We start from the raw sequence: 20,932 nt of genomic DNA on the forward strand, positions 1-20,932 counted from the left end.
GGAGCCTTTCGCATGGTGCCAACTGTTGCTCGAATGCAACGCCGTCGTCATGGAAATGCAGTTTCCACTTCACAGTGAATTAAAAAAGCCGGAACGCGCCTTGACATTTGTGCAGCGCACAATACGTTTGTTCTCGGACAGGGGTTCCTGTCCATGCCCTCCTTGGGCGTTTCCTCCCTAGACTTCGACCGTGTCGTGCAAACGATGCGGTCTTTTTTTACGCCGCCGCATGAGCGGTGAGTACCGCGATTCCGCGGCTATTCGGCGGCCAGCGGCAAATCCATGAAATTGTGATCGGGCATCGCCATCAGTTCGGCCGAAAACCGCGCCAGATCGTCGGCCAGGGCGTCGAAACCAGCCGATCTCTGGAACGTCCGCTCATTCATGTAGAGCCCGCGATTGACCTCGATCTGCAGCGCATGCAGATGGCGCACGGGGCGGCCATAGTGCTCGGTAATGAAGCCTCCGGCATAGGGCTTGTTGTGGGCGACGCTGTAGCCCATGCCGGTGAGCAGGCCGATCGCCGTCTCGGTCAACGCCGCCGCGGCGGAAATGCCAAAGCGGTCGCCGACGATGAAGTCCGGCCGCAATCCGCTGTCGCCGACCCTTATGCTTGCCGGCATCGAGTGGCAGTCAATCAGCACGGCGTAGCCGAAGCGCGCATGGGTTCTGGTCAAAAGCCGTTTCAGCGTCTCGTGATAGGGCTTGTAGACCGCTTCGATGCGCGCCACAGCTTCCGCCAGCGGCAAGCGGCCGGAATAGATGTCGAGCCCCTCGCCGACCAGCTTGGGCACGGTGCCGAGCCCGCCGGCCACCCGCGCCGAGCGGATGTTGCAGAATGACGGCACCGGTTCGGCGAACATGCGCGGGTCGAGTTCCCACGGCTCCCGGTTGACATCGAGATAGGCGCGCGGGAAGTTTGCCGCCAGCATCGGCGCTCCGAGCGCGACGGCGCCGCCGAACAATTCCTCGACATAGCAGTCCTCGGAGCGGCGGATGGCATTGCGGTCCAGCTTGGCCATAGCCATGAACCGGTCCGGATAGTAGCGGCCGCTATGCGGCGAGTTGAAGAGGAAGGGAACGCGCTGTTCGGCGCCCGATCGGATTTCGAAGGGTGGAACCACCGAAAAATCCTCGGCTGCCGTTTTCAATTTGAACGAACCCGGGAATACAAATGCATCATGATGGGAAAGTGCCACCTCGCCGCCCGCATGTCCAGCCGCCGAAGCGCCAGCCAAATCAGGATTGTGCGGCCAACGTTCACTTGATGTTTACCGTCACCTCCTCATATACAGCATGGTTAACGGGCTTGCCGCACGGCATTGTCGGTTGGGTGATTCGGACGGGACAACATGGCACGCATTCTGCTGGCGGAAGACGACGACGACATGCGCCGGTTCCTCGTCAAGGCGCTGGAGCGCGCCGGTTATCAGGTCAGCGATTTCGACAATGGCGCCAGCGCCTATGAGCGGCTGCGCGAGGAACCTTTTTCGCTGCTTTTGACCGACATCGTCATGCCCGAGATGGATGGCATCGAGCTCGCCCGACGCGCCACGGAGATCGATCCCGACCTCAAGGTGATGTTCATCACCGGCTTCGCCGCCGTCGCGCTGAACCCTGATTCCAAGGCGCCGAAAGACGCCAAGGTGCTATCGAAGCCGTTCCACCTGCGCGACCTCGTCAACGAGGTCGAAAAGATGCTGCAGGCCGCCTGACGCGCTTTTTGTCGCGTCTTGACCGACGCCGCAAGCCAGGCGTTCTTTCCCTTTTCCCGCTATTGACGTGCCGAACCAAAAATGGTGTATGCGCGGCTTCGGATGGGCGTGTAGCTCAGCGGGAGAGCACTGCATTGACATTGCAGGGGTCACAGGTTCAATCCCTGTCACGCCCACCATCCAAATAATCCCTCAATTGGCCGTCGGTATTTTTCGTCGACTGAGGTTCCCGGCCAATACCGGCCTCAGGCCGCACCGAGGCGCAGATCGCCGGTCTCGACGTGCTCCAGAAACCAGGCATAGGTCTGTTCCAACCCGCTGCGCAGCGAGTAGCGCGGGCGCCAGCCGGTGGCGAACAGACGCGACACGTCCATCAGCTTGCGCGGCGTGCCGTCCGGCTTCGTCGCATCGAATGTTATTGCGGCATCGGCGCCAGCGACCGACACGATGGTGCGGGCAAGATCGGCAATAGTGATGTCTTCCCCCGAGCCGACATTGATGTGGCTGTCGCCCGAATAATTCTTCAGCAACCAGACCAGCGCGTCGGCGGCGTCGTCGACATGCAGGAATTCGCGCATCGGCGTGCCCGATCCCCACACCTCCAGGCTCTTGCGGCCGGCGCGCCTGGCCTCGTGCGCCTTGCGCATCAGAGCGGGCACGACATGGCTGGAATTGAGGTCGAAATTGTCGCCCGGACCGTAGAGATTGGTCGGCATCGCCGAGATGTAGTCGACGCCGTACTGGCGCCGATAGGCCTGGCACAGTTTCAGCCCGGCGATCTTGGCGATCGCATACCATTCGTTGGTGGGTTCGAGCGGCCCGGTCAGCAAGGCGTCCTCGGAGATCGGCTGCGCCGCGAATTTGGGATAGATGCAGGATGAACCGAGAAACAGCAGCTTCTGCACCTCGTTGCGGAAGGCGCTGTCGATGACATTGTTCTGCATGACGAGATTGTCCTGCAGAAAATCGACCGGAAGCCTGTTGTTGGCCAGGATACCGCCAACCTTGGCCGCCGCCATCACCACTGCATCCGGCTTGCGGTCGGCCATCCAGCGCCGCACGCCGGCCTGGTCGAGAAGATCGATCTCGGCGCGCGAGGCGGTCAGGACCTCGCAATCCTCGTCGGCCAATCGGCGCAGGATGGCCGAGCCGACCATGCCGCGATGTCCGGCCACGAAAACGCGCTTGCCCTGAAGGTCGAAGGTCATCAGCTTACCCCAATGCAGAACGGCAGCTATGCCAGTTGGCCGGCGGAGCGCCGGATCGGCTTCTCTGTTGCCGGACGCATACCGCATACAGATTTGCCCAGACAAGGCAATCGCAAAGCCACCCGAAGCAACCTTTGGATCGGACGCTGTAGCGCTCGCGATCAGACGCCCGCTACCGCGCAGAGGCTTGTCATTCTGGCAATGGCAAGCCCGGGGTCGGCCAGCAACCCTGCCTGGTCGGCAAGGCGAAAGACGTCGGCATAGTGACGGATGCCGCGCGCCGATTGCATGCCGCCGACCATCGAAAAATGCTCCTGATGGCCGTTCAGCCATGCCATGAAGACGATTCCGGCCTTGTAGTATTCGGTCGGCGCCTCGAAGATCTTGCGCGACAGCGGCACTGTCGGGGCCATCAGCGCGTCGTAGCCCGCGCGGTCGCCGTCGGCCAGCTTTGCCAGCGCCGCATTGGCGACCGGCGCGATGGCATCGAAAATGCCGAGCAGCGCGTGCGAATGTCTGTCGCCGTCGCCGGCGATCAGCTCGGGGTAATTGAAATCGTCGCCGGTGAACATCAGCACGCCCTCGGGCAGCCGATCCCTGAGCGCAATCTCCTTGCCGGCATCGAGCAGCGATATCTTTATGCCTTCGACCTTGCCGGCATGGCGTTCGATGATCGCGACCAGCGTCTCCAGCGCAGTTTCGAAGTCGCTGCTGCCCCAGTAGCCTTTCAGCGCCGGGTCGAACATGTCGCCCAGCCAGTGCAGGATGACCTTGCCGGAGACCTGGGACAGGATGCGGTCGTAGACGCCGATATAGTCGTCGGGGCCTTTGGCGACCGCCGCCAGCGCCCGGCTGGCCATCACGATCGCCTTGCCGCCAAGCCCTTCGATGAAGCCGAGCTGTTCTTCATAGGCCGCGATGACATCGTCTAGCCTGCTGGCGCCCCCCGGCGCCAGATGGTCGGTGCCGGCGCCCGACGCAAGATCGGCGCCTTCGACGCTGTGCGCCTCGGCGATCGAGCGGCGGATCAATTCTTTGGCATTCGCCCAGTCGAAACCCATGCCGCGCTGAGAGGTGTCCATCGCTTCGGCGACACGGAAGCCAAGCCGCCAGAGGTGACGGCGAAACGCCATCGTCTTGTCCCAGTCGACCGCGGGCCTCGACCACGGATCGGTCATGGCGAGGGGATCGGCAACGACATGGGCGGCGGCGTAGGCGATGCGCGAGAAGCGAGCGCCGGCCACAGGCTGCACCGGCTGGCCGACAAGCCGGTAGCGGACACGGCCGGCGCCTTCCCCGGGCAAGGTGATGTCCATGGCTCTCTCCCTTACCAATGCCTATTAAATGGAACGTTCCAACAAATCAAGATATTTTACCCCTGCCTCGTGCGGCGAAAATTGCTGCATCGCAGTAGCCGAAAGCCCTGCTTGCCGGAGGATTGCGCCGCCGAGCCGCATTTTTCCCGGCTTCGCAAAAACGCGATTGACTCAAATGCGCCGCAGAGATTAGATCGTTCCAATAAAATCGCACAAGAAACCACCGGGAGGACAGATCTGGATGGCCAGCCGGGCCAAGGCTACGATACTCGACATCGCCCGTGAGGCGGGCGTGTCCAAATCGACGGTATCGCTGGTGCTGCAAGGCAGCGGGCTGATCCGGCCCGAAACCGCGCTCAAGGTGCGCAAGGCGATCGAGGACGTCGGCTATGTCTACAACCGCGGCGCCGCCAATCTGCGCAAGGCCCATTCCAACGTCATCGGCATGGTCATCAACGATCTCACCAATCCGTTTTTCGCCGAGCTCGCGGTCGGCATGGAGCGCGTCTTCCAGTCGGCCGGCGTTGTGCCTTTCATCGCCAATACGGCCGAAAACCCGGTGCGCCAGGAAGAGGTTCTGAAATCGTTGATGGAGCAGGGTGTCGCCGGGCTCGTCGTGTCGCCGGCGCGCGGCACCACGCCTGGCGCGTTCCGCCGCCTTGAGACCGCAGGCGTTCCGGTCGTCTTCGTCATGCGCCGGCTTCCCGAAAGCCGCATCCCGGTGATCACGCCCGACAATCATCGCGGCGCCTATCTTGCCACCGCCCATCTGATCGGCAAGGGCCACCGCCGGCTGGCCTTCTTCGGCGGCTCGTCCGACCTTGTCGTCTATCACGAGCGCCTGGGCGGCTTTCGCGAGGCCTGTGAAGCGCTCGGCATCGATCCGGCCGACAGGCTGGTCTTCGAGGGCGAAACCAGCCGCAAGGGCGGTATTGCCTGCCTGGAAACCGCACTTGCCATGGCCGCGCCGCCGACCGCGGCCCTTTGCTTCAACGATGCGGTCGCCTTCGGCGTCTTGCTGGCGCTGCGCAAGCGCGGCCTGGAACCCGGCGCGGACTTTGCCGTCGTCGGCTTCGACGACGTCGCCGAGGCCGAGCACTATATGCCGGCGCTGACCAGCGTCGCGGTGAACACCGCCGGCCTCGGCGAGCGCGCCGCCCATGTCGTGTTGAAGATGATCCAGTCGCGTACGACGCGCGCCGAGGATCATATCGGCGCCGTCAACCTCGTGGTCAGGGAAAGCTGCGGCCCCGATCGCAAGGAGCATGGCTGCGCAGGAATGGGAGACGCGGCATGACCGTCAGTTGGGGGCTGATCGGCGCCAGCACGATCGCAAGACAGTTCATGATCGGCGCCATCCGCGCGCAGCCGGACGGCGAGATCGCCGCGGTGATGAGCTCCAGCCCGGAGCGGGCTACCGCCTATGCTCTGGAAAACCGCATTCCGGCGGCGGTCGCGACGATTGATGAATTGCTCGGCTCCGACATCGACGCCGTCTACATCTCGACCACCAACGAATTGCATCTCGAACAGGCACTCGCCGCGATCGAGGCGGGAAAGCATGTGCTGTGCGAAAAACCACTGGCGCTGACCAGCGCCGACGCGCGCAAGATGGTCGCGGCGGCCAGCGCCGCCGGCGTCGTGCTCGGCACCAATCACCATCTGCGCAATGCCGGCTCGCATCGGGCGATGCGCGAAGCGATCGCTGCCGGCCGCATCGGCAGGCCGGTCGCCGCGCGCGTGTTCCACTCCGTCTATCTGCCGGAAAACCTGCAGGGCTGGCGCATCACCAGGCCGGACGCCGGCGGCGGCGTGGTGCTCGACATCACCGTCCACGATGCCGACACGCTGCGCTTCGTGCTCGGCGACGATCCCGTCGAGATCTCGGCATTCACGCAGTCGGCCGGCATGGCCGCCGGCGGGCTGGAAGACGGCGCCATGTGCCTCTGGCGCTTCGGATCGGGGATCATTGCCCAATCGCATGAGGGCTTCACCACCAAATTCGCCGGCACCGGCTTCGAGGTGCATGGCAGCGAAGGCTCGCTGATCGCCAAGGATGTGATGACGCAGAAGCCGCTCGGCTCGGTGTTGCTTCGCACGGCACAGGGTGAGGAGGAATTGAGCTTCGACCGCGAAGACCTCTATGCCCGTTCGCTGCGCCAATACCACGCGGCGATCCGCGGCGAGGGCCAGCCTTCCGCCACCGGCGAGGACGGCGTCTGGTCGCTGACATCAGCCGAAGCGGCATTGCAGTCGGCCAGGTCCGGCAAGGCCGTTGCCATCGACCCGAAGCTCGGGAGCGCAGCGTGAGCAAGCTCGTTTCCGCGGCTGAGGCTGCCGGCCTGATTAGGGATGGCGTGGTCGTTTCCGTGTCGTCGTCGAGCGGCCTCGGCTGCCCGGATGCGGTGCTTGCCGCTATCGGCGAGCGCTTCGACGCCGACGGCCATCCCAAGGACATCACGACGCTGCACCCGATCGCCGCCGGTGACATGTACGGCATCAAGGGCATCGACCATGTAGCCAAGCCCGGCCTGTTGAAGCGCACTTTGTGCGGCTCCTATCCGTCCGGGCCTTCATCGTCGGAACCGCCGCAGATCTGGAAGATGATCGGCGACAATACGGTCGCCGCCTACAACGTGCCGTCCGGCATCCTGTTCGACATGCATCGTGAGGCCGCCGCCAAGCGCCCCGGCGTGCTGACCAAGGTCGGGCTCGACACCTTTGCCGACCCGCGCCATCAGGGTTGCGCCATGAATACTGCCGCCAGCGAGCCGATCGTTTCGGTGCAGCAGTTCGACGGCGAGGAATGGCTCTATTTCCGCTCGATCGTACCGCAGGTCGCGATCATCCGCGCCACCACGGCGGACGAGCGCGGCAACCTTACCTATGAGCATGAGGGTGCCTATCTCGGCGGCCTCGAACAGGCGCTGGCCGCCCGCAACAATGGCGGCATCGTCATCGCGCAGGTCAAGCGCGTCGTCGAGAACGGCACGCTGAAGCCGCACGATGTGCGCGTGCCCGGCGTGCTGGTCGACCATATCGTGGTGGCGCCCGACCAGTTGCAGACGACGCTGACGCCCTACGATCCGGCCATCTCCGGCGAGATCTTCCGGCCGCTGTCGAGCTTTCGCAACGCCGAGATGAACGTCCAGAAGGTCATTGCGCGCCGCGTCGCCATGGAGCTTGCCGACGGCATGGCGGTCAATATCGGCTTCGGCATCTCGGCCAATGTGCCGCGCATCCTTATCGAGGAAGGCCAGCACGGCAAGGTCACCTGGGTCATCGAACAGGGGGCGGTCGGCGGCGTGCCGCTGCTCGACTTCAAGTTCGGCTGCTCGTCGAACGCCGACGCCTTCATGCCCTCGCCGCACCAGTTCATCTATTTCCAGGCCGGCGGCTTCGACGCCTCGCTGCTGTCCTTCCTGCAGATCGACCGCCACGGCTCCGTCAATGTCTCGAAGCTTTCGGCGCGGCCGCACGTCACCGCCGGCGCCGGCGGCTTCGTCGACATCACCGCGCGGGCGAAGAAGATCGTCTTTTCCGGTTTCTTCAATGCCGGCGCCAAGCTGTCGCTTGCCGGTGGCGGCATTCGCATCGACCAGGAGGGCAAGGTCAAGAAAGTCGTCGGCGAGGTCGAGCATATCTCCTTCTCGGGCAAGCGTGCCGTCGCCCAGGGACAGGACATCACCTATGTCACCGAGCGCTGCGTGATGAAGCTGACGCCGGCAGGGCTGATGGTGACCGAGCTGGCGCCAGGTGTAGACTTGGAGCGCGATGTGCTGGCGCAGGCCGAGATCCCGCTCGCCGTCGCCAACGAGCTGAAAATCACACCGGATGCGCTCTACCGGGACCGGCCGATCGGCCTGTCGCTCAATGGCGGCGCATCGCTTGGAGGCGCACATGGCTGAGCGTCTGGTCACCTTTGAAACCGACGGCGCCATCGGCATTGTCACGCTGCGCCGGCCGGAGAAATTCAACGCGCTCGACATCCCGATGCTGCGGGCGCTCGAAGAAGCACTCGACGAGGCCGAGACAGCAACCGGCGTCCGCGTCGTGCTGATCTGCGGCGAAGGCAAGGGCTTTTGCGCCGGTGGCGACGTCGAGGCTTGGGCAGAAATGAGCGCTGTCGATTTCCAGGTGCAATGGGTGCGCTACGGTCACCGGGTCTTCGACCGGCTGGCGCGGCTGCGGCAGCCGACCATCGCCGTGCTTGCCGGCCATGCACTGGGCGGCGGGCTGGAACTGGCGGCCGCTGCAGACTTCCGCGTGGCGGAAACACAGGTGAAGCTGGGGTTCCCCGAAACCTCGATCGGCGTCGTTCCCGGCTGGTCCGGCACCCAGCGCGCCGTGCGCCGCTTCGGCGCGCAGGCAGTGCGGCGGATGGCGCTCGGCGGCGAAGTGTTTCTGGCTACCGAGGCTCTTGCTCTGGGGATTGTCGACCGGGTGGTCGAGACCGGTAAGGCGTTCGCTGAAGCCAAGGCCTGGGCCGGCAAGATCGCCGAGCGCGGCCCGCTCGCGACCGAAGCCGCCAAGCTGATGATTGCCATCGCGGAGGGCGAAGAGAGTGCTGCCGCGACCGAAGCGCTGGCCAGCGGCTTCATCGCGCTGACAAGCGATCTCAGGACCGGCGTCGATGCTTTCAAGGCCAAGCAGAAACCGGCGTTCTCAAGATCTTAGGACCTGAAACTCACATGAACGCACCTCTCAACATCGCCATGCCCGCCGAGGCAGCCGCAGCGCCGAAAAGCTACCGGCTGCTGATCGGCGGCAGGTTCGTCGACGCCCAGGACGGCCGCACGCTGGAGCGCAGCAGCCCTGGCCACGGCTTCACCGTCTCGCGCTATGCACAAGCCGGCGCGGCGGACGTGGAGGCTGCGGTACAGGCCGCGCACAGGGCCTTCGAGACCGGCCCGTGGCCGCGCATGAAGGCCGCCGAGCGCGCCGCGATCCTGCTCAAGGCTGCTGACCTGATCGAGGCGCGGCTGGACGAGATTGCCCGGCTCGACGCACTGGAATCCGGCAAGCCGATTGCGCAGGCGCGCGGCGAGATCGGCGGCGCCGTCGATATCTGGCGTTATGCCGCGGCACTTGCCCGCACGCTTCACGGCGAAAGCTACGCCAATCTCGGCGATGCCATGCTCGGCGTCGTGTTGCGCGAACCGATCGGCGTCGTCTCGATCATCACGCCGTGGAATTTCCCGTTCCTTATCGTCAGCCAGAAGCTGCCCTTCGCGCTCGCCGCCGGCTGCACGGCGGTGGTCAAGCCGAGCGAGATGACCTCGGCCTCGACCTTTGTGCTCGGCGAGATCCTGATGCAGGCCGGCCTGCCGGATGGCGTCGTCAACATCCTTGCCGGGTTGGGCGCCGATGTCGGCGCACCGATGGTCAGCCATCCGCTGGTCGAGATGGTGTCGTTCACCGGCTCCACCCGCGTCGGCAAGATGACCATGGCGTCTGCCGCCAACTCGCTGAAGAAAGTCGCGATGGAGCTCGGCGGCAAGAACGGCCAGATCGTCTTTCCCGATGCCGACCTCGAGGCCGCCGCCGACGCAGCGGTGTTCGGCGGCTTTTTCAATGCCGGCGAATGCTGCAATGCCGGCAGCCGGCTGATCGTCCATGAGGCGATCGCCGACGAGTTCCTCGGCGCCGTCAATGCCCTCACCGCCAAGGTGGTTGTCGGCGACCCGCTCGACGACCGCACCAAGGTCGGCGCGATGATCTCCGCCGACCATATGGCCAAGGTCACCGGCTACGTGACGGCAGCGGAAAACGGCGGCGGCCGGATCTGTAGCGGCGGCAATCAGCTTGCTTCGAGCGCCGGCCAGTATCTTGATCCGACCATCGTTCGCGATGTCACCGAAGACATGGCCATTGCACGCGAGGAAGTGTTCGGTCCGGTGCTCTCGGTGCTGATTTTTGAATCGATTGAAAGGGCGTTGCACATCGCCAACAACACGCCCTATGGTCTGTCGGCGGGCGTGTGGAGCGCCAGCATCGATACCTGCATGTCGGTGGCGCGGAATGTGCGTTCGGGAACCGTTTGGGTGAACACGTTCATGGAGGGTTACCCCGAGCTGCCTTTCGGCGGCTACAAGCAGTCCGGTCTCGGACGCGAACTCGGCAAGCGCGCCGTCGAGGATTATACCGAGGAAAAGACAATCCAGTTTCATCGCGGCCAGCGCACCGGATGGTGGGTCGGCTGAGTTGGGAAGAACCCGGCGGGCATCCGCCGGTCGTGTAAGTTCAACAAGGGAGGAAGTACATGTTGCGCAAACTGCTTATCGGGACGGCTCTCGCATCGGGCGTTGCGTTCGCGGCCCATGCCGAGGACGTCAAGGAAGTCCAGATGCTGCATTGGTGGACGTCGGGCGGCGAAGCTGCCGCTCTGAACGTGCTCAAGCAGGATCTGGCCAAGGAAGGCTTTGCCTGGAAGGACGTGCCGGTGGCCGGCGGCGGCGGCGACGCCGCCATGACCGCGCTGAAGGCGATGGTGGCAGCGGGCAACTACCCGACCGCCTCGCAGATGCTTGGCTATACCGTGCTCGATTACGCCGCAGCCGGCGTTATGGGCGACCTGACCGAGACGGCGATAAAGGAAGGCTGGGACAAGTCCGTTCCCGCGGCCCTGCAGAAATTCTCCGTCTATGACGGCAAGTGGGTCGCGGCTCCGGTCAATGTCCACTCGGTCAACTGGCTATGGATCAACAAGGCGGTGATGGACAAGATCGGCGGCACCGAGCCCAAGACCTTCGACGACTTCATTGCGTTGCTGGACAAAGCCAAGGCGGCGGGCGTCATCCCGCTCGCGCTGGGCGGCCAGAACTGGCAGGAAGCGACAATGTTCGACTCAGTCGTGCTGTCGACCGGCGGGCCTGAGTTCTACAAGAAGGCCTTCAACGACCTCGACGAGGAGTCGCTGAAGTCCGACACGATGAAGAAGTCGTTCGACAATCTCGCCAAGCTCGTCACCTATGTCGACCCGAACTTCTCGGGCCGGGACTGGAACCTCGCCACCGCCATGGTCATCAAGGGCGATGCGCTGGTGCAGGTGATGGGTGACTGGGCCAAGGGCGAATTCAACGCCGCCAAGAAGGTCCCGGGCACCGACTTCCTGTGCTACCGCTTCCCGGGCACCGACGGCAGCGTCGTCTACAACTCCGACATGTTCGGCATGTTCAACGTTCCGGAGGACCGCAAGGCCGCCCAGATCGCCCTGGCCACCGCCACGCTGTCGAAGAGCTTCCAGTCGGCCTTCAACGTCGTCAAGGGCTCTGTCCCGGCCCGCACCGACGTGCCGGACACCGATTTCGACGCTTGCGGCAAGAAGGGCATGGCCGACCTGAAGGCCGCCAATGAAGGCGGCACGCTGTTCGGTTCGCTGGCGCAGGGCTATGGCGCGCCTCCCGCGGTTGCCAACGCCTACAAGGATGTCGTCTCGAAATTCGTGCACGGCCAGATCAAGACCTCGGACGAGGCCGTGACCCAACTGGTCAGCGCGATCGAAGACGCCAAGTAAGGCACCCGCCCATGTGAATGATCTCCCCGGCGCAAGCCGGGGAGATCCCCCGCGGCGAGGTTTTGCGGTCTGGCCGACCGGCACGCTTTCGTGCCGCAGAGCCCGAGACAGCAGAATTCCGGACCCGCCATACGGAATGGACAGATGAGCACAGTTGCTGAAACCAGTATCACGCTGACGCCGGAGCACGATGCCCGTCCGGGCGCCACGGTGCGCTCGCGCCTTCAGGACGCGCTGCCGAAGCTCGTGCTGGCGCCGAGCTTCGCCGCCACTATCGTCTTCGTCTACGGCTTCATCCTGTGGACGATCTATCTGTCCTTCACCAATTCCAAGACCTTTCCCTCCTATGCCGTCACCGGGCCACGCGCCTATCAGCGGCTATGGCGCTGGACTTTCGAAAGCGATCCGCCGTCCTCCTGGTACACGTCGATCACCAATATGGGGATTTTCGGCTTCCTCTATATTTCCATCTGCCTGGCGCTCGGCCTGTTCCTGGCAATCCTGCTCGACCAGAAGATCCGCGGCGAAGGTATGCTGCGGCCGATCTACCTCTACCCGATGGCACTGTCGTTCATCGTCACCGGCGTTGCCTGGAAATGGTTTCTGGACCCCGGCCTCGGCCTCGAGCAGACGCTGCACCAATGGGGCTGGACGAGCTTCCATTTCGACTGGATCAAGAACAAGGATTTCGTCATCTACACGGTGGTCATCGCCGGCGTCTGGCAGGCGTCGGGCTTCATCATGGCGATGTTCCTGGCCGGCCTGCGCGGCATCGACGGCGAGATCCTGAAGGCGGCGCAGATCGACGGCGCCACCACCTTCCAGCTCTACCGTCGCATCGTCATCCCGCTGCTGCGGCCGATCTTCCTGTCCGCCTTGATCGTCCTCGCGCATCTCGCCATCAAATCCTACGATCTGGTGGTCGCGCTGACCAGCGGCGGGCCGGGCGGTTCGGCCTGGCTGCCGTCCAACTTCATGTATGAGTACACCTTCAAGCGCAACGAGATGGCCGTCGGCTCGGCCAGCGCCGTGATCATGCTGATGACCATCACCGCGATCATCGTTCCCTATCTCTATTCCGAGCTTCGGGAGAAGCCGCGATGAGCGCCGTGGCCACTCCTGCTCGCCAGAGCACTGGCGGTATCAGCGCCAGGACGGTCAACCGTATTGTCATCTACGGGCTGCTGGCGCTGTTCGCGCTGTTCTATCTGATGCCGCTGTTCGTCATGCTGGTGACCTCGTTCAAGACCATGGACGAAATCCAGAACGGCAACATGCTGGCGCTGCCGCAGGAGCCGACCTTCGCACCTTGGATAAGGGCGTGGAGCGAGGTTTGCTCGGGTCTCACCTGCGTCGGCATGAAGGGTTATTTCTGGAACTCGATCAAGATGGTGGTTCCGGCCGTCATCATCTCGACCCTGCTCGGCGCGCTCAACGGCTATGTGCTGACGAAGTGGCGCTTTCGCGGGGCGACGCTGGTGTTCGGGCTGATGCTGTTTGCCTGCTTCATTCCGTTCCAGTCCGTCCTCTTGCCGATGGCAACGATCCTCGGCAGCCTCGGCCGGTTCGGCGTCAAGCTGCAGAACGCGACCGGCCTCACCTTCGGCTTCGGCAATCCGACCGTGAACCTGGTGTTCGTTCACGTCGTCTACGGCATCGGCTTCACTACCCTGTTCTTCCGCAATTATTACGAAGCGTTTCCGAACGAGCTGGTGAAGGCGGCGCAGATCGACGGCGCCAGCTTCTTCCAGATCTTCCGGCGCATCATGCTGCCCAACTCGCTGCCGATCATCGTGGTGACGGTGATCTACCAGTTCACCAACATCTGGAACGACTTCCTCTTCGCTTCCGCCTATGCCGGCTCAGGCGACGTGATGCCGATGACGGTGGCGCTGAACAATGTCGTCAACACCTCGACCGGCGTCGTCGAATACAACGTCAACATGGCGGCGGCGATGATCGCCGCGCTGCCGACGCTCCTCGTATACGTGCTCGCCGGCCGCTATTTCGTGCGCGGCCTGATGGCCGGCGCCGTCAAAGGATAATCGAATGGCTTTTCTGGAAATTGACGGGCTGAAGAAGCGTTTCGGAGCGGTCGAGATCCTGAAAGGCATCGACCTCGACCTGGAAAAGGGCGGCTTCCTCGTGCTGGTCGGGCCTTCCGGTTGCGGCAAGTCCACGCTGCTCAACACTATTGCCGGCCTGGAAACCATCACCGAAGGGGAAATCCGCGTCGACGGACGCACGATCAACGATCTCCACCCCTCCAAGCGCGACATCGCCATGGTCTTCCAGAGCTACGCGCTCTATCCGAACATGACGGTTGCCGGCAATATCGCCTTCGGCATGGAGATGCGCGGCGTGCCGGCCGGCGAGCGCCAGAAGGCGATCGACAAGGTGGCGAAGGTCCTGCAGATCGGCCATTTGCTGAAGCGCAAGCCAAGCCAGCTCTCCGGCGGCCAGCGCCAGCGCGTCGCCATGGGCCGGGCGCTGGTGCGCGATCCAAAGCTGTTCCTGTTCGACGAGCCTTTGTCCAATCTCGATGCCAAGCTGCGTGTCGACATGCGCATCGAGATCAAGCGCCTGCACGCCACCACCGGCACTACCATCGTCTACGTCACCCACGACCAGATCGAGGCGATGACGCTGGCCACCAAGATCGCGGTGATGCGCGACGGCGAGGTGCAGCAGTTCGGCACGCCAGCCGAAATCTATAACAATCCGGTCAACCTGTTTGTTGCCGACTTCATGGGCTCGCCGGCGATGAACCTGATCCCGGCGACGATCGGCAGCAACGGCAGCGGCTTCTCCGTCGTCATGGAGCGCGAGGCGCGCCAGCCGATCTCGCTGCCGCTGGGCAATGCGCCGGCCGGCCTGTCGGCATTCCAGGGAAAACCGATCATCTTCGGCGTCCGCCCGGAAGCACTGACCGATCCCGAGGGTGCCGAACGCAACGCCTCGAACATCGCCCGCGCCGACTGTCACATCGAGGTCATCGAGCCGGCCGGCTCGGATACGTTCGCGGTCACCAATCTCGGCGGCAAGGCGGTGGTGGCGCGGCTGCGCGCCGATGCCAAAATCCAGCCCGGCACGGTCACGCCGCTCGCCTTCAACCTGACCAAGGCGGTGTTCTTCGATCCGGCGACCGAGAAACGCATCGTCTAACGGCCATGACAAATCCCGACATCGTCATCATCGGCTCCGGCATAGGCGGCGCCACGATCGCCTCCGGCCTTGCCGGCGGTGGCGCCTCGATCCTGATGCTGGAGCGCGGCGAATCACTGCCAGCAACGCCGCACACACGCGACACCCGCGCGATCTTCGTCGACGGCCATTATCGACCGAAGGAGATGTGGCTTGAGGCCGGCGGAGCGCCTTTCAACCCGGGCAATTACTACTATGTCGGCGGCAATTCGAAATTCTACGGCGCTGTGCTGATCCGCTACCGCAGGGAAGACTTTTCGGAGATGGAGCACTATGGCGGCATCTCGCCGGCCTGGCCGTTTTCCTATGAGGAATTCGAACCCTGGTATTCCAAGGCCGAGCAGCTTTTTCACGTGCGCGGTGCACTCGGCGAAGACCCGACCGAGCCGTTCCACTCGACGCCCTACCCTTTCGGGCCGGTACCAGACGAGCCGCCGATCGCGCGTGCGCGCGCCGAGTTGAAGAGCCTAGGCCTGCATCCGGCATCGCTGCCGCTCGGCGTCGACATCGAAGCCTGGCTGAGAGATGGCAGCACGTCGTGGGACGCGTTTCCCAACACCGGGACCGGCAAGATCGACGCGCAATCCGGGCCGTTGGCAGCAGCCCTTGCCGATCAGAATATCCGGCTTGAGACCGGCGCCCATGTCGAATATCTCGAGGCATCGCCGGACGCCAGGACGATCGAGACCGTCCATTACCGCCAGAACGGTGCGCTGAAGAAAGTCGCGCCGAAGCTGGTCATCCTATCGGCCGGCGCAGTCAATTCCGCCGCCATCCTGCTGCGCTCGCCCACCCCTCAGGGCAGAGGCGGCGGCAAAGGCCTGGCCAACCGCTCCGACCAGGTCGGCCGCAACTTCATGAACCACAATTCGAGCGCCATGCTGGCGATCGATCCACGCCGCCGGAACAAATCCGTCTACCAGAAGACGCTGATGCTGAACGATTATTATCTGTCCGACGGCAAGGGCGGCAAGCCGCTCGGCAATGTCCAGCTCCTCGGCAAGATCGACGGCAACATCCTCAAGGCCAATGTCAGGCGCGCGCCCAAATTCGCGCTCGATTTCATGGCCGGCCACGCCGTCGACTGGTATCTGATGTGCGAGGACCTGCCCGATCCCGAGAGCCGCATCATGATCGACGGCAAGGACATCGTCATGCAGTGGCGGCGCTCCAACATGCAGTCGCTCGACGGACTGACCAAGGTGATGCGCGAGAATTTCCGCGCCTGCGGCTATCCGATCGTCCTGTCGCGTCCGTTTGACAAGCGCACGCCCTCGCACCAATGCGGCACTGTGAAGATGGGCAACGATCCAGCGACCTCGCCGCTCGATCCGTTCTGCCGCTCCTTCGACCACAGCAATTTATTCGTCGTCGATGCCGGCTTCCTGCCGAATTCGGCCGCCGTCAATCCGGCGCTGTCGATCGCCGCACAGGCGCTGCGCGTCGCCGACCATATCCGCAAGACGGAGCTCGCAACATGAGCCGCCCGGCAGCGATCGTCACCGGCGGCGCGCGCGGCATCGGCCTTGCCTGTGCCGAGGCGCTGGCCAGCGCCGGCTTCGATATTCTGGTCGCCGACCTTGCTGACGAAGCCGCAGACGGGCTCGCCGCCGACATCACCGGGCGCGGCGCGAAATTCGCCTATGTCAGCTGCGACATCGCCAACCTCGACGGCCACGCAGCGCTGATTGATGCCGCGACAAGCGCCTTCGGCCGCATCGACTGCCTGGTCAACAATGCCGGCATCGGCACTGTCCTGCGCGGCGATCTGCTCGAGCTCAAGCCGGAAAATTTCGACCGGGTGCTCGGCATCAATCTGCGCGGCACCGTATTCCTCAGCCAGGCCGTCGCCAAAGCGATGCTCGGCCTGCCAAGCGATGGTGCGAGATCGATCATCACCATCACTTCGGTCAGCGCCGCCATGGCCTCGCCGGAACGTTCCGATTACTGCATCTCCAAGGCTGGGCTTTCGATGTGGGTGAAGAACCTGGCACTGCGGCTCGCCGCCGAAAATATCGCCGTGTTCGAGGTGCGCCCGGGCATCATCCGCACCGACATGACCGCCGGTGTGACCGCCAAATATGACGGGCTGATCGACGGCGGGCTGGTGCCGGCGATGCGCTGGGGCGAGAGCGAAGATATCGGTACCGCCGTGGCGGCGCTCGCCGGCGGCAAGTTCGGCTTTTCGACCGGCTCGGTCATCAATATCGACGGCGCGCTGTCGGTGCCGAGGCTATGAACAGGTGATGCCATGACCGACTACATAATCGTCGGCGCCGGCCCGGCCGGGTGCGTACTCGCCAACCGGCTGAGCGAAGATCCGTCGCATCAGGTGCTGCTGCTCGAAGCCGGCGGCAAGGACTGGCATCCGTTGATCCACATGCCGGCCGGTTTCGCCAAGATGACCAAGGGCATCGCCGCCTGGGGCTGGTCGACGGTGCCGCAAAAGCACATGCAGGACCGTGTCTTCCGATACACGCAGGCCAAGGTGATCGGTGGCGGCTCTTCGATCAACGCCCAGATCTACACGCGCGGCAACGCCCGCGACTACGACGCCTGGGAGAAGGAAGAAGGCCTTGCCGGCTGGGGCTATCGCGACGTGCTGCCCTATTTCAAGCGCGCCGAGAACAACCAGCGTTATGCCAACGATTTCCACGGCGACCAAGGCCCGCTCGGCGTATCGAACCCGATCGCGCCGCTGCCGATCTGCGAGGCCTATTTCCGTGCCGGACAGGAGATGGGCATCCCCTTCAATCCCGACTTCAACGGGGTAGCCCAGGAGGGCGTCGGTTATTATCAGCTGACGCAGAAGGACGCGAAGCGCTCCTCCGCCTCTGTCGCCTATCTCCGGCCGATCCGCGAGCGAAAGAATCTCACCGTCAGGACCGGCGTTCTGGTGACACGCATCGTCGTCGACAAGGGCCGCGCCGTTGGCGTCGAGATCGTCGACAGGCCGGGCGGCCAGCCAACGATCCTGCGCGCCGAGCGCGAGGTGATCGTCTCGTCCGGCGCCATCGGCTCGCCGAAGCTTTTGCTGCAGTCGGGCATCGGCCCGGCCGACCATCTGAAGGCGGTCGGCGTGACACCGGTGCACGATCTGCCCGGCGTCGGCTCCAACCTGCAGGATCATCTCGACCTGTTCGTCATCGCCGAATGCACCGGCGATCACACCTACGACAACTACGCCAAGCTGCACTGGACGGCTTGGGCCGGCCTGCAGTATCTGCTCCTGAAGAAAGGCCCGGTAGCCTCCAGCCTGTTCGAGACCGGCGGCTTCTGGTACGCCGATCCGACCGCCGTCTCTCCCGATATCCAGCTGCATCTCGGCCTCGGCTCCGGCATCGAGGCCGGCGTCGAGAAGCTGAACAATCCGGGCGTGACACTGAACTCGGCCTTCCTGCGCCCGCGCTCGCGCGGCACCGTGCGGCTGAACAGTGCCGACCCGGCCGACCGCCCGCTGATCGATCCGAACTATTGGTCCGATCCCTATGACCGCGACATGTCGATCAAGGGGCTGAGGCTGGCGCGCGAGATCATGCGGCAGAAAGCGCTGCAGCCCTATGTACTGCGCGAGGTACTGCCGGGACCCGACCTGCAGAGCGGCGACGAGCTGTTCGACTACGCCTGCCGCAGTTCCAAGACCGACCACCACCCGGTCGGCACCTGCCGAATGGGCCACGATGCGATGAGCGTGGTAACGCCAGATCTCAGGCTGCGCGGTATCGAGGGCCTGCGCGTCTGCGACGCCTCGGTGATGCGGCGCATCCCCTCCTCCAACACCAATGCCCCGACGATCATGGTTGGCGAAAAAGGCGCCGATCTGATCCTTGGCCGCGAGCCGCTGCCGCCGGCGGTGTTTTCCACCAACCGAGCGGCATGAGGGACAAAGAATGATCAGGCACTGTGTCTTCGTCAGATTTCGCAACGATGCCGCCGACGCCGAGCGCGCGGCAATCCATGCCGATCTCGAAGCGTTGCGGGCCGTGATCGACGGCATGGGCAAGGTCGAATTCAGCGCTAATACCAGCCCGGAACCCTTCGCCCGCGGCTTCACGCACGGCTTCACCATCGACTTTCGCGACGCTGCGGCACGCGATGCCTATCTGGAGCATGAAGCGCATCAGCGAGCCGGCGCAAAACTGGTCGCGGCGCTCGAAGGCGGCACCGACGGGCTGATGGTGTTTGACCTGGAGATCGCGTGACTATCCCATTCTCAGCGCAACGACGCCGGCAACGATGCTAAGCACCGCGGCACCTCGCCATGCCGTCATCTTCTCGCCGAGCGCGAACACCGAGATCATCATGGCGAACAGGATCGATGTTTCGCGCAGCGACGCCACCGAGGCGATCGGCGCCTTGGTCATCGCCCACATCACGATCCAGTAGGCGCCGCCGCTGAGCACGCCGGTATAGATTCCGGCCTTCCAGTCGCGCGCCAGCACCGGCAGCGCCTGTGGGCCGCGAAAGACGACGCATAGCACCAGCGCCCACAGCGCATCGCAGACGAACAGCCAGGCGGCATAACTCGACGCGGTGGCGGCCAGCCGCGCGCCGCTGCCGTCCGACAGCGTGTAGCTGGCGATGAAGATCGATGTGCCCAGCGCGAAGCCGACGGCGCGCAGGTTCAATTTCTCCAGATGCGCGCCGCCGCGAAACGACAGCACCAGCGTGCCCGCCGACAACAAGAGGATGCCGAGAATGGCGAGCGGCGCCGGCATCTCGGCAACCACCACAACGCCCCCCAAAGCGGCCAGCAATGGCGCGGTGCCGCGCGCCAGCGGATAGGTCTGGGCGAAATCGCCGGCCTTGTAGGCGCCGATCAGGAACGTCCTGTAGCCCATGTGGAAGACAACCGAGGCGAGGATGTATGGCCACACTTCCGGCTTCGGCACCTCGACGAAAGGCAATGTCACGAGCGCAGCGGCACCCATGCCGAGCGTCATCAGTGTGATCGACAGGAAACGGTCGAGATGGACCTTCACCAGCGCGTTCCAGATCGCATGCATGGAAGCGGCGGCGAGCACCGCGAAAAAGACAAACAGGCTCATCGGCGGTTCATCCGCCGCCCGTCCCGATGACGATCGGCGTCTCCAGGTCGATATCGACCCAGAGCGGAAAATGGTCGGAAGCGATTTGGCCGATATCGGCGCTGACCGAGCGCACGCGCCCGGCAAACATGCCGCCGACGAAGCAATGGTCGAGCCGGCGCTTTGCCAGCCTGCCATCGATAGTCTTCACATGGGTGTGGAAATCCGCTGTCGGTTCCATTGCGACGGCGGCGACATCGACAAAACCGTCGAGATAGGCGGCACCGCGATGATAGGGCGCGCTGCCGACAATGCGCCGGTACTCGGCGCTGTCCGGCTCCATGTTGAAGTCGCCCAACCAGATCGCCGCTACGGGGTTTTCTGGCTCCTGTTCGCCATTGCTCCAGTTGCGCGCGGGCTCGTCGTCGGCGCCGCTCCATGGGCCGCCCTCGGACGGCGCACGGCGATGCTCGGCGAGCAAATAGTCGATCTGCTCCAGCCGCTCCTCGGCCGCGATATGCGCCAGATGCAACGACAGCACCCGCACCGGACCGGCAGGGGTGCGGATCATGCATTCGAGTGCGGCATTGCGGGTGTTGAGCGGCCGCAGCGTGCGCCTGAGCGGCAGCGTATGCAGCCGCGACCAGACGATCGGAAGCTTCGACAGAACCATGGTGCCGAATTGCCGCCGCCGGTTGACGATGCGGCCTTCACGCCGGTGGCTGGCATCCATGTCGAAGGCCGGCCCGTAGACCCAATGGTAGTCGGGCAGAAATTGCGAAAGAAGTTCCGGCTGGTCGTCCTCGTTGCTGCGCAACCAGTGCCGTTCCACCTCCTGCAAGGCGATGATGTCGGCGCCGGCCACGACCTTGGCACAACGCGCCAGGTCGTAGCGGCCATCGCTGCCGAAGCCGTACTGGATGTTATAGCTGACCAGCTTCATTGC

Annotated in this window: 19 protein-coding genes and 1 tRNA gene; 15 read left to right on the forward strand and 5 right to left on the reverse strand. The window is 64.0% G+C overall.

The annotated features are described in order from the left end of the window. Positions 1-257 precede the first annotated feature (257 nt). On the reverse strand, positions 258-1,199 hold the full coding sequence (locus NKJ15_RS04865; protein ID WP_352814366.1) for an N-formylglutamate amidohydrolase: 942 nt from the start codon (positions 1,197-1,199) through the stop codon (positions 258-260). Positions 1,200-1,352: 153 nt separating this feature from the next. On the opposite strand from NKJ15_RS04865, the gene cpdR reads away from it, so the two are divergent. Both cpdR and NKJ15_RS04875 read left to right on the forward strand, forming a co-directional pair. Continuing rightward, the gene (gene cpdR / locus NKJ15_RS04870) at positions 1,353-1,715 is read left to right on the forward strand and encodes a cell cycle two-component system response regulator CpdR (RefSeq protein ID WP_006199474.1); all 363 of its coding nucleotides are present in this window, start codon (positions 1,353-1,355) and stop codon (positions 1,713-1,715) included. A gap of 104 nt (positions 1,716-1,819) precedes the next feature. After that, positions 1,820-1,894: transfer RNA gene (locus NKJ15_RS04875), tRNA-Val, on the forward strand. Positions 1,895-1,960: 66 nt separating this feature from the next. Here NKJ15_RS04875 and fcl read toward each other — a convergent pair. Both fcl and NKJ15_RS04885 read right to left on the reverse strand, forming a co-directional pair. After that, complete coding sequence (gene fcl, locus NKJ15_RS04880; RefSeq protein WP_352814368.1) at positions 1,961-2,923, reverse strand: GDP-L-fucose synthase; 963 nt, start codon at positions 2,921-2,923, stop codon at positions 1,961-1,963. Between the two features lie 161 nt (positions 2,924-3,084). After that, the gene (locus NKJ15_RS04885) at positions 3,085-4,239 is read right to left on the reverse strand and encodes a dihydrodipicolinate synthase family protein (RefSeq protein WP_352814370.1); all 1,155 of its coding nucleotides are present in this window, start codon (positions 4,237-4,239) and stop codon (positions 3,085-3,087) included. A 241-nt stretch (positions 4,240-4,480) separates the two neighbouring features. On the opposite strand from NKJ15_RS04885, the gene NKJ15_RS04890 reads away from it, so the two are divergent. From NKJ15_RS04890 to NKJ15_RS04950, 13 genes are all read left to right on the forward strand, one after another. Continuing rightward, positions 4,481-5,536 (forward strand): LacI family DNA-binding transcriptional regulator, encoded by a 1,056-nt coding sequence (locus tag NKJ15_RS04890; protein WP_352814372.1) that lies wholly within the window; start codon positions 4,481-4,483, stop codon positions 5,534-5,536. Then, positions 5,533-6,549, forward strand: a complete 1,017-nt coding sequence (locus NKJ15_RS04895) for a Gfo/Idh/MocA family protein (protein WP_352814374.1) — start codon at positions 5,533-5,535, stop codon at positions 6,547-6,549. The genes NKJ15_RS04890 and NKJ15_RS04895 overlap by 4 nt, the downstream gene beginning before the upstream one ends. Further along, positions 6,546-8,147, forward strand: coding sequence for an acyl CoA:acetate/3-ketoacid CoA transferase (locus tag NKJ15_RS04900; protein WP_352814376.1), 1,602 nt, complete (start codon positions 6,546-6,548; stop codon positions 8,145-8,147). Before NKJ15_RS04895 ends, NKJ15_RS04900 begins: the two co-directional genes overlap by 4 nt. Then, on the forward strand, positions 8,140-8,916 hold the full coding sequence (locus NKJ15_RS04905) for an enoyl-CoA hydratase/isomerase family protein (RefSeq protein ID WP_352814378.1): 777 nt from the start codon (positions 8,140-8,142) through the stop codon (positions 8,914-8,916). Before NKJ15_RS04900 ends, NKJ15_RS04905 begins: the two co-directional genes overlap by 8 nt. A gap of 14 nt (positions 8,917-8,930) precedes the next feature. Then, entirely contained in the window at positions 8,931-10,442 is a 1,512-nt protein-coding gene (locus tag NKJ15_RS04910) for an aldehyde dehydrogenase family protein (protein ID WP_352814380.1), read from the forward strand. A 59-nt stretch (positions 10,443-10,501) separates the two neighbouring features. Further along, the gene (locus NKJ15_RS04915) at positions 10,502-11,755 is read left to right on the forward strand and encodes an ABC transporter substrate-binding protein (protein WP_031194023.1); all 1,254 of its coding nucleotides are present in this window, start codon (positions 10,502-10,504) and stop codon (positions 11,753-11,755) included. A 144-nt stretch (positions 11,756-11,899) separates the two neighbouring features. Then, entirely contained in the window at positions 11,900-12,859 is a 960-nt protein-coding gene (locus NKJ15_RS04920; RefSeq protein ID WP_352814382.1) for a carbohydrate ABC transporter permease, read from the forward strand. Then, the gene (locus NKJ15_RS04925) at positions 12,856-13,800 is read left to right on the forward strand and encodes a carbohydrate ABC transporter permease (RefSeq protein WP_023675367.1); all 945 of its coding nucleotides are present in this window, start codon (positions 12,856-12,858) and stop codon (positions 13,798-13,800) included. The genes NKJ15_RS04920 and NKJ15_RS04925 overlap by 4 nt, the downstream gene beginning before the upstream one ends. Positions 13,801-13,804: 4 nt before the next feature. Further along, the gene (locus NKJ15_RS04930) at positions 13,805-14,920 is read left to right on the forward strand and encodes an ABC transporter ATP-binding protein (RefSeq protein ID WP_023675366.1); all 1,116 of its coding nucleotides are present in this window, start codon (positions 13,805-13,807) and stop codon (positions 14,918-14,920) included. 5 nt (positions 14,921-14,925) lie between these two features. Next, positions 14,926-16,440, forward strand: coding sequence for a GMC oxidoreductase (locus NKJ15_RS04935; RefSeq protein WP_352814384.1), 1,515 nt, complete (start codon positions 14,926-14,928; stop codon positions 16,438-16,440). Then, the gene (locus tag NKJ15_RS04940; protein WP_352814386.1) at positions 16,437-17,198 is read left to right on the forward strand and encodes a 3-ketoacyl-ACP reductase; all 762 of its coding nucleotides are present in this window, start codon (positions 16,437-16,439) and stop codon (positions 17,196-17,198) included. Before NKJ15_RS04935 ends, NKJ15_RS04940 begins: the two co-directional genes overlap by 4 nt. 12 nt (positions 17,199-17,210) lie before the next feature. Continuing rightward, on the forward strand, positions 17,211-18,839 hold the full coding sequence (locus tag NKJ15_RS04945) for a GMC family oxidoreductase (protein ID WP_352814388.1): 1,629 nt from the start codon (positions 17,211-17,213) through the stop codon (positions 18,837-18,839). A gap of 10 nt (positions 18,840-18,849) precedes the next feature. Beyond that, the gene (locus NKJ15_RS04950; protein WP_352682488.1) at positions 18,850-19,161 is read left to right on the forward strand and encodes a Dabb family protein; all 312 of its coding nucleotides are present in this window, start codon (positions 18,850-18,852) and stop codon (positions 19,159-19,161) included. Here NKJ15_RS04950 and NKJ15_RS04955 read toward each other — a convergent pair whose 3' ends face one another. Both NKJ15_RS04955 and NKJ15_RS04960 read right to left on the reverse strand, forming a co-directional pair. Beyond that, positions 19,162-20,007 (reverse strand): EamA family transporter, encoded by an 846-nt coding sequence (locus NKJ15_RS04955; RefSeq protein WP_023675361.1) that lies wholly within the window; start codon positions 20,005-20,007, stop codon positions 19,162-19,164. 7 nt (positions 20,008-20,014) lie between these two features. After that, positions 20,015-20,929 (reverse strand): endonuclease/exonuclease/phosphatase family protein, encoded by a 915-nt coding sequence (locus NKJ15_RS04960; RefSeq protein WP_352612932.1) that lies wholly within the window; start codon positions 20,927-20,929, stop codon positions 20,015-20,017. Positions 20,930-20,932: the final 3 nt, after the last annotated feature.

Origin of the sequence: Mesorhizobium sp. M0207, from assembly GCF_040321995.1 — a bacterium.
In the GTDB taxonomy this organism is placed as follows: domain Bacteria; phylum Pseudomonadota; class Alphaproteobacteria; order Rhizobiales; family Rhizobiaceae; genus Mesorhizobium.